Below are 14,237 nucleotides of genomic sequence, written 5' to 3' on the forward strand. Positions count from 1 at the left end.
CGACGATGCAGTCAATGTGTCGTCGGCGCGTTCTATTTCAGCGGGCTTACGCAACCGCCACTGGGTTTCAGCGGTTCCCCAAACGCGCTCATGAGTCGCGCTGCTACGCAGCCTCACGCGCCGAGCCACGGCAAGCCGCGAAAACACCATCCCGAGACCGTCTTTCGATGCCCCTGGCCGTCCTTGTCGCCTTCGAAGCCTTCCAGCAGGTCATACGCCTTCGTGAAGCCGGCCTGGGTAGCGGCGATCGCGGCGAGCTTCGAGCGCGCAGCGCTGCGGCACAGGAACAGCACCGGCGTATCGGACGACGCTATCTGGCCCAACTGCGTGAGAAATTCCTGATTCGGCACCGCGCCCGGGTAGCGGGTCCACTCGACGTGCGCGTACTGCCCGTCGCCGATCACCGGCCGGCCGACCCAGTCGAGTTCCGCGCGGGTGCGCACGTCGACCAGGCGCGTGCGCGGATCGAGTTGCAACAGTTCGAATGCTTCGGCGGGCGACAGCGCGCCTGCGTACGGCAACTGGTTCTCGGTGCGGCGGGTTTCCGCCTGGGCGTACAGCTGTTCGAGCGTGCTCATGAGTGCCTGTCTCCTTCGGACCAAATGAACATTCTAGCGCGGGGTAACCCGCCGCCGCGCGCCCGGCTGACCGTGCTACGCGGACCCAGACTCGCTGCGTCGATGCTTTATTCTGGTGCAAATAAGGATAAATGCACCAGAATGGAACTATCGAACTTCTCGCGCATAGTGACTGCACAGAAATGGTGCTTGATGGCGCTCGAAGATTTGGACAATGCACGTCGTTCGATCGGGAGATTCCCCGCAAACGCGCGTGCAGTCAGGAATTGCGCCGGGTTGGCGCAGAGGTGGCACAGAAGCTGCTTTATTGGTGCCGATCGATTTGTCCTGACAAGAGTTTCTGTCTCACTCCCTCGATTCAGGGGTGGACGTGCCGGGACGGGTCAGCTAGATTGGGCGGCGGCTGAATCCGCCGAATTCGTTAATCAGGAGATAGGTTATGAGTAAATCCGTGGCCGACGTCATTCAACTCGTCAAAGACGAAGACGTCAAGTTTGTCGACTTTCGCTTCACCGACACGCGCGGTAAAGAGCAACACGTTTCGGTGCCGGTGTCGGCATTCGATGAAGACAAGTTCGAAAGCGGCCATGCGTTTGACGGTTCGTCGATTGCCGGCTGGAAGGGCATCGAAGCATCGGACATGTTGCTGATCCCGGACGCAAACACGGCTTTCATCGACCCGTTCTACGAAGAATCGACCCTCGTGCTGACCTGCGACGTCGTCGAACCGGCAGACGGCAAGGGCTACGAGCGCGACCCGCGCTCGCTGGCAAAGCGCGCTGAAGCGTACCTGAAGAGCACGGGCCTCGGCGACACCGCCTTCTTCGGTCCGGAACCCGAATTCTTCATTTTCGACTCGGTCCAGTGGAACACGGATCAGTCGGGCTGCTTCATCAAGATCGGTTCGGAAGAAGCACCGTGGTCGTCGGCGAAGGAATTCGAAGGCGGCAACACCGGCCACCGTCCGGGCACGAAGGGCGGCTACTTCCCGGTTGCTCCGGTCGACCAGTTCCAGGACATCCGTTCGGAAATGTGTCTGCTGCTCGAACAGATCGGCATCCCGGTCGAAGTGCACCACCACGAAGTCGCTGGTCAAGGCCAGAACGAAATCGGCACGAAGTTCTCGACGCTGGTTCAGCGCGCCGACTGGCTGCAGCAAATGAAGTACATCATCCACAACGTCGCGCACACGTACGGCAAGACGGCAACGTTCATGCCGAAGCCTGTCGTCGGCGATAACGGTTCGGGCATGCACGTTCACCAGTCGATCTGGAAAGACGGCCAGAACCTGTTCGCAGGCAATGGTTACGCAGGTCTGTCGGAATTCGCGCTGTTCTACATCGGCGGCATCATCAAGCATGCTCGCGCGCTGAACGCGATCACGAACCCGGGTACGAACTCGTACAAGCGTCTCGTGCCGCACTTCGAAGCACCGGTCAAGCTGGCTTACTCGGCACGCAACCGTTCGGCATCGATCCGTATTCCGCACGTGTCGAACCCGAAGGGCCGTCGTATCGAAACGCGTTTCCCGGATCCGCTGGCGAATCCGTACCTGTGCTTCTCCGCGCTGATGATGGCGGGTCTGGACGGCGTGCAGAACAAGATTCACCCGGGCGAAGCTGCCGACAAGAACCTGTACGACCTGCCGCCGGAAGAGGATGCAAAGATCCCGACCGTGTGTGCCGGCCTCGACCAGGCTCTGGACGCACTCGACGGCGACCGCGAGTTCCTGACGCGCGGTGGCGTGTTCACGGATTCGATGCTCGACGCGTACATCGAACTGAAGACGGGCGAGCTGCAACGCTATCGTCAGTCGGTGCACCCGATCGAATTCGAAATGTACTACTCGCTGTAAGCGGCAATGGTGCTTCGCCCTTCAAACGGCGAAGCACTCTGCCCGACGCTCGCGATCGGTCACGAAGGGACGGCGGCGCCGTCCCTTTTTTGTTGGACCGGACCGAACGTTGGCGATGCCTTCGTTTGCTGCCTATGTTTGCAATGAGGGAGCAGAAGGCACTACGCCAGGTTTCCCCGAAGCAGCACTCCCTGATTTATCACCATCTCCTATCGGCCAGACTGCAAGATGGTTCTCAAGAATCTGATCAAGGCAAGGAAAGGGCACGAGCAGTCACTGTCGGACGATGCGCAGCTCGTCAGTTCCGGTCTGCTGCCGGGCTTCGAGACGCTGCCCACCGTCGTGCTGGTGCTCGAAAAACGCTCGCTGCGCGTCGCGTTCGCGAATCCTTCGGCGGAGTCGATGCTGGAGATGTCGCGACGTCAACTGACGCAGATGACGTGGCCCGACATCTTCTCCAATGCGGACGAACTGGTCGCGACCATCACCGCGATCGCCGCCCACCGTTTTCACGCGACCCATCTGGACGCCGTGCTCGAACGTCCCGGCCACGAACCGCTGCACGTGCACGCGATCGTCGGCTTTCTGGAAAGCGCGCAAGACTACGTGCTGCTCGAACTGTTCGAGAACGAGCGGCATCTGCGTACCGATCGTGAAGAGCGCATCAACGACCTCACGGCGGTCAACAAGCAACTCATCCGCAATCTCGCTCACGAGATCAAGAATCCGCTCGGCGGCATTCGCGGCGCGGCGCAACTGCTGGAGTTCGAACTCGGCGAGCGTCAGCGCGACGAATTGCGCGAGTACACGCAGGTCATCATCAAGGAATCGGACCGGCTGCAGACACTGGTCGACCGCTTGCTTGAGCCGCACCGTCATCCGCATATCGTCGGCGACGTGAACATTCATGAAGTATGCGAGCGCGTGCGTCAGGTGATTCTCGCGGAGTTTCCGCGCGGCCTCACCATCGAGCGCGATTACGACGTGAGCGTGCCCGACCTGCGCGGCGACAAGGAACAGTTGATCCAGGCGCTGCTGAACATCGTGCGCAATGCAGCCGAAGCACTGCGCGAACGTATTTCGCAAGGCGACGCGCGCATCGAATTGCGCACCCGCATTGCACGCAAGATCACCGTGTCGAAACGCTTATGTAAGCTGGCACTGGACTTGCATATCACTGACAACGGCCCTGGCATTCCCGAGGAAATCCGTGACCGCATTTTCTATCCGCTCGTGTCGGGGCGCGAGGACGGTAGCGGTCTCGGTCTGACGCTCGCGCAGACTTTTGTGCAGCAGCACGACGGTCTGATCGAAGTGGAAAGCCGGCCGGGCCACACCGAGTTTCAGATTTTGCTGCCGCTCGACTGCTAACACCACACGCATTTCAAGACTTCTGACCGACCTATATGAAGCCGATCTGGATAGTAGACGACGACCAATCGATTCGCTGGGTGCTTGAAAAAGCGCTCGCACGCGAGAACTTCGCGACCCGCAGCTTCGCGAATGTGCGCGAGGCATCGGCCGCGCTCGATCACGACAGCCCACAGGTGCTGGTGTCCGACATCAGGATGCCGGGCGGCTCGGGCCTCGAATTGCTGCAAACCGTACGCGACAAGGTGCCGGGCTTGCCCGTCATCATCATGACCGCGTTCTCGGATCTGGATAGCGCGGTCGCCGCATTCCAGGGCGGCGCGTTCGAGTACCTCGCCAAACCGTTCGACGTCGACAAGGCGGTGGAGTTGATCCGCCGCGCGGTCGACGAAAGCATGCGCGGCGAGCAGACGTGGGACGACCGTCCGGCCGAAGCGCCCGAGATGCTCGGCCAGGCGCCGGCGATGCAGGACATGTTCCGCGCGATCGGACGCCTGTCGCATTCGGCGGCGACCGTGCTCATTACCGGCGAATCAGGCACCGGGAAGGAACTGGTCGCGCGCGCGCTGCACCGACATAGCCCACGCGCGAACGGTCCGTTCATTGCGCTGAACACCGCCGCGATTCCGAAAGATCTGTTGGAATCCGAATTGTTCGGCCACGAGCGCGGCGCGTTCACCGGCGCGCAGGCCATGCGTCAGGGGCGTTTCGAGCAGGCCGAGAACGGCACGCTGTTCCTCGACGAAATCGGCGACATGCCATTCGATTTGCAGACGCGTCTGTTGCGTGTGCTGTCGGACGGGCAGTTCTATCGCGTCGGCGGGCATAACCCGTTGCGCGCCAACGTGCGCGTGATTGCAGCGACGCACCAGAATCTCGAATCGCGCGTGCGTCAGGGCCTGTTCCGCGAGGACTTGTATCACCGGCTCAATGTGATCCGTTTGCGCCTGCCGGCTCTGCGCGAACGTAGCGAAGATATTCCGCTGCTCACGCGACACTTTCTGCAGAAGAGCGCGCGCGATCTCGGCGTCGAACCGAAGCGTGTGTCGGAAGAGGCGCTCGCGCATCTTGCTTCGCTGCCGTTTCCTGGCAACGTGCGTCAACTGGAGAATCTCGCCAACTGGCTCACGGTGATGGCGCCCGCGCAGACCATCGAGATCAAGGACTTGCCGCCCGATCTCGGACCGGCGCAGGCCGGCGTCAGCGATCTGAGCGGTGCAGGCGGCGGTGTGGCCGCTGCGGGCGACGGCAATTTGACCGGCATTGCGCCGATCAACGGCACCAGCGCGGCGACTCTGCCCGCGGGTTCGACCGGCATGCCGGTCGCGACGCCCGTCAGTGCATGGGAAGGCGGTTTGCGCACCGAAGTCGCGCGGATGCTGCGTGAAAACGCCGCAGACGTGATGGACGAACTCGCGCGCCGTTTCGAAGCGGCGGTGATTCGCGAGGCGCTCGACTTCACGCGCGGACGCAAAGTCGAAGCGGCCGAGCGTCTCGGTATCGGCCGCAATACGATCACGCGCAAGATTCAGGAGTTGAATCTCGAACCCTGATTGGCGTTGAGTTGCGCGGTATTGACGGACCGGGTTGGCGCGCAGGCGTCCCCGGTCCGTTTTCCATTGTGGACTCGAAGATCGCGCGTCGAGCGGGCCTTCCTGCATCACAAGGCATAATCAACGCTGTTTTCATTCGACAGCCGACGATGCCCGCATCTCCCACTCAGTTTTCCTGGCCGCTTTCCCCCGATCCTTTTCTGTCGCTCGAAGCGCTCGACGCCCCCGATGCGCTCGCGTGGGTCGAGCAGCAGAACGCCCGAACGCGCGCCGCGTGGTGCAGCAGTCCGCCATTCGAACTGCTGCGGCAGCGTCTCGCGGATGCCTACCTGCCGCGTGAACGCCCGGTGATCCCCGACCGCTGGATGGATTGGGCGTACGACTTGTGGCAGGACGAGTGCAATCCCAAAGGCATCTGGCGTCGTACGACGTGGGCGGCATGGCGCAGCGGTGCGCCGGTCTGGCAGACCCTGCTCGACTTCGACGCGCTGGGCGCGGCTGAAGGCACGCCGTGGGTTTGCGTCGAACTGGACATTCTTTATCCCGATGGCGATCGCGCGCTTATCACGATGTCGCCGGGCGGTTCCGATGCGCTGGTCGTGCGCGAGTTCGATATCGCAGCACAGCGTTTCGTCGACGACGGCTTCGCGATCGCGAAGGCCGGCAAGCACACCGCATCGTGGATCGATCGGGACACGCTTTATATCGGCTGGGACAATGGCCGCAAGACGCTGACGCGCTCCGGTTATCCGCGTGAAGTGCGGCGCTGGACGCGCGGCACGGCGCTGGCCGATGCGCCGGTGGTGTTCAGGGGCGCGTTCGGCGATATCGGCGTGGAGGCGCATTACGATCCGCTCGAACGCCGGCATTCGGTGATCAGCAGCATCGACTTTTTCGATTCGCACACGTATTACCTCGATACCGCAGACGGTGCCCCCGACGCCTGGCGCAAGTACGATTTGTCCGCGCACGTCGCGGTCGGCGGCTGGCACGGCTGGCTGCTGCTCGAACCGCGCCTCGACTGGGAACATGAGGGCGCGTGCTATCCGGGCGGCTCGTTGCTGGCGATCCGCGAGGACGCATTTTTGCGTGGCGAACGCGACGTGGTGCCGCTGTTCACGCCCACTTCCCAAACCTCGGCATGCGAGTGGACGCATACGCGCAATCATCTGATCGTGTCGTATCTCGAAGATGTGCAGAACCGGACCGTGCTGTGGACGGCATCGCAGGATGCGCAGCAGCAGTGGCATTGGCAGCAGCGCGTGTTTCCATCGCGCGACGATACCCAGGCCGATGTGTCGCCGATCGAATCGACGCTGAACGACGAAGTATTCGTCGATACCGATGACTATCTGCAGCCGCCTGCATACTGGCTCACCGATCTCGCGCGCGATGATCTGGGCGAGTGGGAGTTGCTCGATCGCTGGCCGACGCAGTTCGACGCGACGCGCTTTGCCGTCACGCATGGGCATGCTTTATCGGCCGATGGAACGCAGATTCCGTACACGGTGATTGCGCCGCGTGCGGGTTCCACGCAGCCCGGTCCGCGTCCGTGTTTGCTGAGCGGCTATGGCGGCTTCGCGATTCCGTTGCTGCCGAGTTATTTGACGGGGCAGGGCATCGGCTGGCTGGAACGCGGCGGCGTCTACGTGGTCGCGCATATTCGTGGCGGCGGCGAGTTCGGCACGCGCTGGCATACGGCGGCGCAAGGCGAACACCGTCAGCGTGCTTTCGACGATTTCATCGCGGTGGCTGAAGCGCTCGTGAGCACCGGCGTGACCAGTGCCGCGCAACTCGGCATTCAGGGCGGCAGCAATGGCGGCCTGCTGGTCGCGGCGTGCATGGTGCAGCGTCCCGAGTTGTTCGGCGCGGTGGTTTGCGAAGTGCCGTTGCTGGATATGAGCCGCTTCCATCTGCTGCACGCGGGCGCGTCGTGGATCGACGAATACGGCGATCCCGACGACCCTGACGACGCGCGTGCGCTCGCTGCCTATTCACCGTATCACCTGGTTTCGGCGGACGTGGTTTATCCGCAAGTGCTGTTCACGACCTCGACTGCCGACGACCGCGTGCATCCCGGTCACGCGCGCAAAATGGCTGCGCGCATGCAGGCGTTGAGCGCGGAGAGGGCGGACAGGGTCTGGTACCGGGAGAACACGGAAGGCGGCCACGGCGGCTCCGATGAACTGGAGCAGGCCGAGCACGATGCGATGGTGTTCGAGTTTCTGTGGAGCGTGTTGAACGGCTCCGGTTCTTCGGCCGGATGACAAACGCTTGGCGCGCTGCACGGGATTCGATGCGGCGCGCTACTACGTTGGCTACTACGTTGAATACTCAGCCGAGTTGCGCGAAGACCGGCGCGTGGTCCGACGGCTGTTCCCACTTGCGCGGCACCTTGTCGATATCGCACGACGTGCACACGTCGGCCAGTGCCTTCGACAACAGAATATGGTCGATGCGCACGCCCGCATTCCGGCGGAATGCCATCATCCGGTAGTCCCACCACGAGTAGAGTTTTTCGGGCTGTTCAAACTGACGGAACGCGTCGAGCAGACCCAGTGCGATCAGGCGAACGAATGCTGCTCGCTCTTCCGGCGACACCAGATTCTGACCTTCCCACGCTTTCGGATCGTGCACGTCGCGGTCGTCCGGCGCGATGTTGTAATCACCGAGCAGCGCGAGCTTCGGGTGCTGCGCCATTTCGCTCGCGACCCAGTCGTGCAGCGCGTCGAGCCAGCGCAATTTGTACGCGAACTTCTCGGTGCCCGGCGCCTGACCGTTCGGGAAATAGGCGGAAATGATGCGCACGCCTTCTACCGTCACGGCGATCACGCGTTGCTGCGGATCTTCAAAGCCAGGGATGTTGCGCACCACGCTGCTTTCGTCGACGTTGAGTCCGTCGCGCACCAGAATGCCGACGCCGTTATAGGTTTTCTGACCGGCGAACCAGCTCCGGTAGCCTTTCTCTTCGAGCTCGGCGCGCGGGAATTTATCGTCGGTCAACTTCAGTTCCTGGAGACACAGCACGTCGGTGCCGCTGGTGCCGAGCCAGTCGATCACGTGTTGCTGGCGGACCTTGAGAGAGTTGACGTTCCAGGTAGCGATTTTCATGACATTCTCACATTCTTGCGGGGCAAGGTTTTATCGTGGCCTCGATCCCGATCTTCTGATTTCGCCCGACCATCCCGGCCTGCCGCGCGTATCGGTTGACGGCACGGCGGCGGGTTATACGGTCGCACAGGAAACGAAGCGGCAATCATGCGGCCAGTCGCACAGCGGATTTTTGCGTGCGATTCCATTAGCCCAGCATCTTATCGCGCGACACAGGCGACTGTGAAAATTGCCTGTTCGCGGGCCGGAAAATAAAAGCGCGGACGCCTCATGCCACAGCGTATAGTGGGTCCACACAGTCACTCGCTCTCGCGAGTTGGAGAGTCATCATGGCCGAACTTTATCCCGCGCTCTATAAGGACTTCGAAGTGCACCCGCTGGTGTTTTCGCGTGCCTTCGACAAATTCGACGGCCATAAGCGTCATTCCGAAGGTTACGACGTCGCGGTGCGAGTGTGCCGGCCTGGCGCGATCAGCGGATCGAAGGCGAGCCGCGTATTCCGTCTCGTGCTGCCAGCCACCATTTCCGATTTTGGCGTCGCAAAACGTAGTGCAAGCCAGTACGGCGCGGACATCATCGACGGCAAGGTGGAAGGCGCGACTGTGCAGGATCTTTGATACCGATTCACGTGCACGTCCAGCGTATTCGAGAAATAATTCGCGCAAGTGTTTGACGTTTGGATGACAGCAGGCTATACTCTTTTTCTCTGACGCGGGGTGGAGCAGTCTGGCAGCTCGTCGGGCTCATAACCCGAAGGTCGTAGGTTCAAATCCTACCCCCGCAACCAAGTATTGTTGAAAGCCCGCATAGCGCAAGCCATGCGGGCTTTTCGATTTTTAGCGCGTGCTTGTCGTGTCTTTATCGCGTACCAAGCGCGACATTTCGAATGTCAGGCAGAGCGTGCATCACACACCTCGGCACGCTTCAACCTCATTCCGATTCAATCGCCCATTCCACTGCCGCTTGCGCATGCAATGCAGTCGTGTCGAACACCGGCAGCGCCGAATCTTCCTGCGCGATCAGCAACGTAATTTCCGTGCAACCGAGAATCACCGCCTGCGCGCCACGCGCGGCCAGCGATTCGATCACGCTTCGATACACCGCGCGCGACGCATCGAGCGCCTTGCCGTGACACAACTCGTCGTAAATGATGCGATGCACGTCCGCGCGTTCGGCCTCGTCGGGAATCACCGTGTCCAGACCGTAGCGCTCGCGCAGGCGTCCGGTGTAGAACGTCTGCTCCATCGTATAGCGCGTGCCGAGCAGGCCGACGCGCTCGATTCCCGCAGCGCGCAGTGCTTCACCCGTCGGATCGGCGATATGTAGAAACGGCACGCCGATTGCCTGCTCGATCGATTCATACACGCGATGCATCGTGTTGGTCGCGAGCATCACCAGATCGGCGCCGCCGCGTTCGAGTTGACGCGCGGCATCGGCCATCTGCTGGCCGAGCGTGGTCCAGTCGCCCGCTCGCTGACTGGCTTCGATCGACGCGAAGTCGACCGTGAGCATCAGGCTACGTGCGTTATGGTGGCCGCCAAGGCGCGCCTTCGCATGGCGATTGAGTAACCGGTAATACTCGGTAGACGACTCCCAGCTCATGCCGCCTATCACGCCGATCGTCTTCATACTGTCTCCGTTTGCTGATGACTCGCCGAAGGTCGAGTATAGGCGCGCAGCACCACGCGCAGCCGGTACGGATTAGGTGCCGCTTGCCGGTACGGCACGTCGAGAAAACGCGGGCGCCGACTTTCTGGCATCGATAGAATCGTACTCAGGCGGGCGCGGCCCATGCGCAAATCAGGCGCCCCGCGAGTAACCCACAAGCGACCCGCAAGCGATCAACAGGGAGCGACATATGGATCTGATCATCCGCCGCGCAGTGCTGCCGCCTGGCGCCTCGCCACAACAGACGCAACAGGCGCAGTCCCGACATGCCGGGCAACACGTCGATATCGGTATCGATGCGGGGCGCATCGTGGCCGTCGAGCCGAATCTGGCCGCGACCGCACGCGAAGAAATCGACGCCGCCGGTTCGCTCGTCACGCCGCCGTTCGTCGATCCGCATTTCCACATGGATGCCACGCTGTCGTACGGTTTGCCGCGCGTGAACGCATCGGGCACGCTGCTCGAGGGCATCGCGCTTTGGGGCGAACTGAAACCTGAATTGACGCAGCAGGCGTTGATCGATCGTGCGTTGCAGTATTGCGATTGGGCGGTCGCGCGCGGCTTGCTGGCGATTCGCAGCCACGTCGATGTGTGCGATCCGCGCCTGCTTGCCGTCGAGGCGCTGGTCGAAGTGAAGCGCCGCGTCGCGCCGTATCTCGATCTGCAACTGGTGGCGTTTCCACAAGACGGCGTGCTGCGCAGCCCAGGCGCTTTCGAGAATCTGAAGCGGGCGATCGGAATGGGCGTCGACGTGGTCGGCGGCATTCCGCATTTCGAGCGCACGATGGCCGATGGCGCGCAATCCGTGCGCATGCTGTGCGAGTACGCGGCGGAGCAGGGCTTGCGCGTCGACATGCATTGCGATGAATCGGACGATCCGATGTCGCGGCACATCGAAACGCTCGCCGCCGAAACGCACCGGCTCGGCTTGCATGGCCGCGTAACGGGCTCGCATCTGACGTCGATGCATTCGATGGACAACTACTACGTCAGCAAGCTATTGCCGCTGATCCGCGAGGCAGGCGTATCGGCGATTGCGAATCCGTTGATCAACATCACGTTGCAGGGCCGCAGCGACACCTATCCGAAACGGCGCGGCATGACCCGCGTGCCGGAGATGATGGCGGCCGGCATCAACGTCGCGTTCGGCCACGACTGCGTGATGGACCCGTGGTACAGCCTCGGTTCGGGCGATATGCTCGAAGTCGCGCACATGGGTTTGCACGTCGCGCAGATGACGGGCGTCGATGCGATGCACGCGTGTTTCGATACGGTGACGGTGAATGCCGCGCGCATTCTCGGCCTCGAAGGCTACGGCATCGCGCCGGGTTGCGCGGCGAATCTCGTGCTGCTCGACGCACGCGATCCGGTCGAGGCGATCCGTTTGCGCGCCGCGCGGTTAGCCGTGGTGAGTCGCGGGAAAGTGGTGAGTCGTGCGCCGGCGGCGCGGGCGGCGTTGTCGCTCGAAGGTCGGCCGCAGCAGGTGGATTTCAAGCTGCATCGCGGCTGAGCTAAAGCGTGCTTGCCGCGACGGCGCGTGTGCGTGGGTGACATAAAAAAGCCGGTGACCTGAACGAACAGGCACCGGCTTTTTGTTAAGCGCGCGCGAAAATCAACGCGCGAACATTTTCATCGACCGCTCAATGCGCCGCGCCCGGCGTCATGCCGTTGTGGCGCAGCAGGGCGTCGATATTCGGCTCGCGTCCGCGGAATGCCTTGAACGATTCCATCGCCGGGCGGCTGCCGCCTACTTCCAGAATCTCCTTGCGATAACGCATGCCGGTCGCCTGATCGAGCACGCTGCCGCTCGCCGCCTGCGCGGCTTCTTCGAAGGCCGCGTACGCGTCGGCGGACAGCACTTCGGCCCACTTGTAGCTGTAGTAACCCGCCGCATAGCCGCCCGCGAAGATGTGGCTGAACGTGTTCGGCCAGCGCGAGAACGGGGCCTGCGGCACGACGTGGAAGCGCTGGTTGATCTCGTTCGCGAGTTCGGTCGCGCTCTTCGTGCCGCTTGCATCGAAGCCGGTGTGCAACTGCATGTCGAACATCGAGAACACGATCTGACGCAGCGTGCCCAAACCGCTCTGGAAATTCTTCGCGGCCAGCATCTTGTCGAACAGGTCGCGCGGCAGCGGCTTCGCGGTTTCGACGTGCGAAGTCATGTCGGACAGCACGTCCCACTCCCAGCAGAAATTCTCCATGAATTGCGACGGCAGTTCGACTGCGTCCCACTCGACGCCGTTGATGCCCGACACGCCGAGTTCATCGACACGCGTGAGCATGTGATGCAGCCCGTGGCCGAATTCGTGGAACAGCGTGATGACTTCGTCGTGGGTGAAACAGGCTGGCTTGCCGCCGACCGGTGCCGAGAAGTTGCAGGTCAGATACGCGACCGGCGTTTGCACGCTGCCGTGCGTGTGCTTGTGACGGCCGCGCGCGTCGTCCATCCAGGCGCCGCCGCGTTTGCCTTCGCGTGCGTACAGGTCGAGGTAGAACTGGGCGACGAGACCGCCGTCCTGGTTCTCGACGCGGAAGAAGCGCACATCGGGATGCCAGACAGCCGCGTCGTCGCGACGGATGCGCACGCCGAACAGCGTCTCGGTCACCTTGAAAAGGCCCTTGAATACGGCGTCTTCAGGGAAATACTGTTTGACTTCGTTCTCGGAGAACGAATAGCGATTCTGACGCAGACGCTCGGCGGCAAACGTCGTATCCCACGGTTGCAGGTCGGTCATGCCGAGTTCGTTCGCGGCGAACTCGCGCAACTCCTTCCAGTCCTGCTCGGCGTGCGGCCGCGCGCGAGTGGCGAGGTCTTCGAGGAACGCCATGACCTGCGCCGGCGACTCGGCCATTTTCGGCGCGAGCGACACTTCGGCGAAGTTGTTGTAGCCCAGCATGTGCGCTTCTTCGGCGCGCAGCTTCAACTGGTCGGCGAGTACCGACGTGTTGTCCCATTCGGCTTTGCCGTTGCCGTATTGCGTCCCCAGTTCGGAAGCACGCGTCACGTACGCGCGATACATCGCTTCGCGCATCTGACGATTTTCCGAATACTGCATCACCGGGAAATACGACGGGAAGTGCAGCGTGAATTTGTAGCCGGTCTTGCCTTCGCGTTCGGCGGCCTCTTTCGCGGCTTCGATCACGTCTTCGGGCAGCCCCGCGAGTTGCGCTTCGCTGCCGGCTTCGACGACGTACGCATACGCGTTGGTCGCATCGAGCACATGGTCGGAAAACGCCTTCGACAACGCGGCCTGCTGTTCCTGCAATTCAGCGAAACGCGGCTTTTTGTCTTCGGGCAATTCCGCGCCGGACAGGCGGAAATCGCGCAACGCATTGCCGAGGATTTTCTTGCGCTCGCCGGTCAGCGATGCGAAATCGCTGCTCGCGTTAAGTGCCTTGTACTTTTCGTACAGCGCGAGATTTTGTCCGACGCTCGACCAGAACTCGGTGACGCGCGGCAGGTTTTCGCCATAGACGGCACGCAGTTCGGGCGTATCGGCCACGGCGTTCAGATGACCGATCACGCTCCATGCTCGCGACAGCGGTTCGGTGGCGCGCTCAACCGGCTCGACCACGTCGGCCCACGACGCGGGAGTGATCGGCAACGCCGCGCGTTCGACAGCGGCGGCTGCGTCGGCGAGCAGGACATCGAGGGCGGGGGTGACGTGTTCAGGGCGAATTTCGCCAAAGCGCGGCAGGTCGGAGAAATCGAGGAGCGGATTGTCGTGATTCGAGGGGGTAGTGGACATAAGGCTTCCTGTCTGACGCGGGTGAACGGGTAATCGGCGGGGTGGCGCACGCGCGCTGCGCGCCGTGCGGATCATTCGCCCGATACGGACATTATTGGGGCGGGGAGCGCCAATTCCAATCGGTCGGGACACAAATTATCAGATGTCGGGGACCGAGAGGCGCGGCGGGGAGGGGGCGCGGAGGCTTGAGATGATTGCAGGGCGTGAGGGGAGCAGGGCACGAGCGGGATATCTGCAAAGGCTGCCGGCCGTGCGTCAATCGACGGAAGCGCAGCATGCCGCAGCCGCGCTGAGCCGTCGCGCGTTTGTGCGAAAGCGCACGGAGCAAATTGCTGCTATGCCGCAATGTTGA

Annotated in this window: 10 protein-coding genes and 1 tRNA gene; 7 read left to right on the forward strand and 4 right to left on the reverse strand. The window is 62.2% G+C overall.

Features of this window, described 5'->3' with window-relative positions; translation table 11 throughout:
* Nucleotides 1-113 precede the first annotated feature (113 nt).
* Complete coding sequence (locus tag ABH945_RS04385) at nucleotides 114-578, reverse strand: rhodanese-like domain-containing protein (RefSeq protein ID WP_074764472.1); 465 nt, start codon at nucleotides 576-578, stop codon at nucleotides 114-116.
* Between the two features lie 439 nt (nucleotides 579-1,017).
* Here ABH945_RS04385 and glnA point away from each other — a divergent pair, with 439 nt between their 5' ends.
* From glnA to ABH945_RS04405, 4 genes are all read left to right on the forward strand, one after another.
* Nucleotides 1,018-2,433, forward strand: coding sequence for a type I glutamate--ammonia ligase (glnA, locus tag ABH945_RS04390; RefSeq protein ID WP_074764470.1), 1,416 nt, complete (start codon nucleotides 1,018-1,020; stop codon nucleotides 2,431-2,433).
* Nucleotides 2,434-2,661: 228 nt separating this feature from the next.
* Nucleotides 2,662-3,804, forward strand: coding sequence for a nitrogen regulation protein NR(II) (gene glnL / locus ABH945_RS04395; RefSeq protein ID WP_074764468.1), 1,143 nt, complete (start codon nucleotides 2,662-2,664; stop codon nucleotides 3,802-3,804).
* A 35-nt stretch (nucleotides 3,805-3,839) separates the two neighbouring features.
* A complete protein-coding gene (gene ntrC, locus ABH945_RS04400; RefSeq protein ID WP_074764466.1) occupies nucleotides 3,840-5,357 on the forward strand; it encodes a nitrogen regulation protein NR(I) in 1,518 nt (505 codons plus the stop codon).
* Nucleotides 5,358-5,506: 149 nt separating this feature from the next.
* Complete coding sequence (locus ABH945_RS04405) at nucleotides 5,507-7,624, forward strand: prolyl oligopeptidase family serine peptidase (protein WP_429249834.1); 2,118 nt, start codon at nucleotides 5,507-5,509, stop codon at nucleotides 7,622-7,624.
* A gap of 67 nt (nucleotides 7,625-7,691) precedes the next feature.
* Here the strand turns inward: ABH945_RS04405 and xth are convergent, their stop codons facing one another.
* Nucleotides 7,692-8,468, reverse strand: coding sequence for an exodeoxyribonuclease III (xth, locus tag ABH945_RS04410; RefSeq protein WP_429249835.1), 777 nt, complete (start codon nucleotides 8,466-8,468; stop codon nucleotides 7,692-7,694).
* A 329-nt stretch (nucleotides 8,469-8,797) separates the two neighbouring features.
* Here xth and ABH945_RS04415 point away from each other — a divergent pair, with 329 nt between their 5' ends.
* Both ABH945_RS04415 and ABH945_RS04420 read left to right on the forward strand, forming a co-directional pair.
* Nucleotides 8,798-9,085, forward strand: coding sequence for a hypothetical protein (locus ABH945_RS04415; RefSeq protein WP_074764460.1), 288 nt, complete (start codon nucleotides 8,798-8,800; stop codon nucleotides 9,083-9,085).
* 93 nt (nucleotides 9,086-9,178) lie between these two features.
* A tRNA-Met gene (locus ABH945_RS04420) sits at nucleotides 9,179-9,255 on the forward strand.
* A 143-nt stretch (nucleotides 9,256-9,398) separates the two neighbouring features.
* Here the strand turns inward: ABH945_RS04420 and ABH945_RS04425 are convergent.
* Nucleotides 9,399-10,097 carry an aspartate/glutamate racemase family protein gene (locus ABH945_RS04425; protein WP_429249836.1) on the reverse strand — a complete coding sequence of 233 codons (699 nt, stop codon included), beginning with the start codon at nucleotides 10,095-10,097 and terminating at the stop codon, nucleotides 9,399-9,401.
* A 229-nt stretch (nucleotides 10,098-10,326) separates the two neighbouring features.
* Here ABH945_RS04425 and ABH945_RS04430 point away from each other — a divergent pair, with 229 nt between their 5' ends.
* Nucleotides 10,327-11,646: an amidohydrolase family protein gene (locus tag ABH945_RS04430; protein WP_429249837.1), complete on the forward strand. Its 1,320-nt coding sequence runs from the start codon at nucleotides 10,327-10,329 to the stop codon at nucleotides 11,644-11,646.
* Nucleotides 11,647-11,776: 130 nt separating this feature from the next.
* On the opposite strand, the gene ABH945_RS04435 is transcribed toward ABH945_RS04430, so the two are convergent.
* Complete coding sequence (locus ABH945_RS04435; protein ID WP_429249838.1) at nucleotides 11,777-13,885, reverse strand: M3 family metallopeptidase; 2,109 nt, start codon at nucleotides 13,883-13,885, stop codon at nucleotides 11,777-11,779.
* Nucleotides 13,886-14,237 lie beyond the last annotated feature (352 nt).

This window comes from Paraburkholderia sp. GAS333 (assembly GCF_050435665.1).
In the GTDB taxonomy this organism is placed as follows: domain Bacteria; phylum Pseudomonadota; class Gammaproteobacteria; order Burkholderiales; family Burkholderiaceae; genus Paraburkholderia; species Paraburkholderia fungorum_A.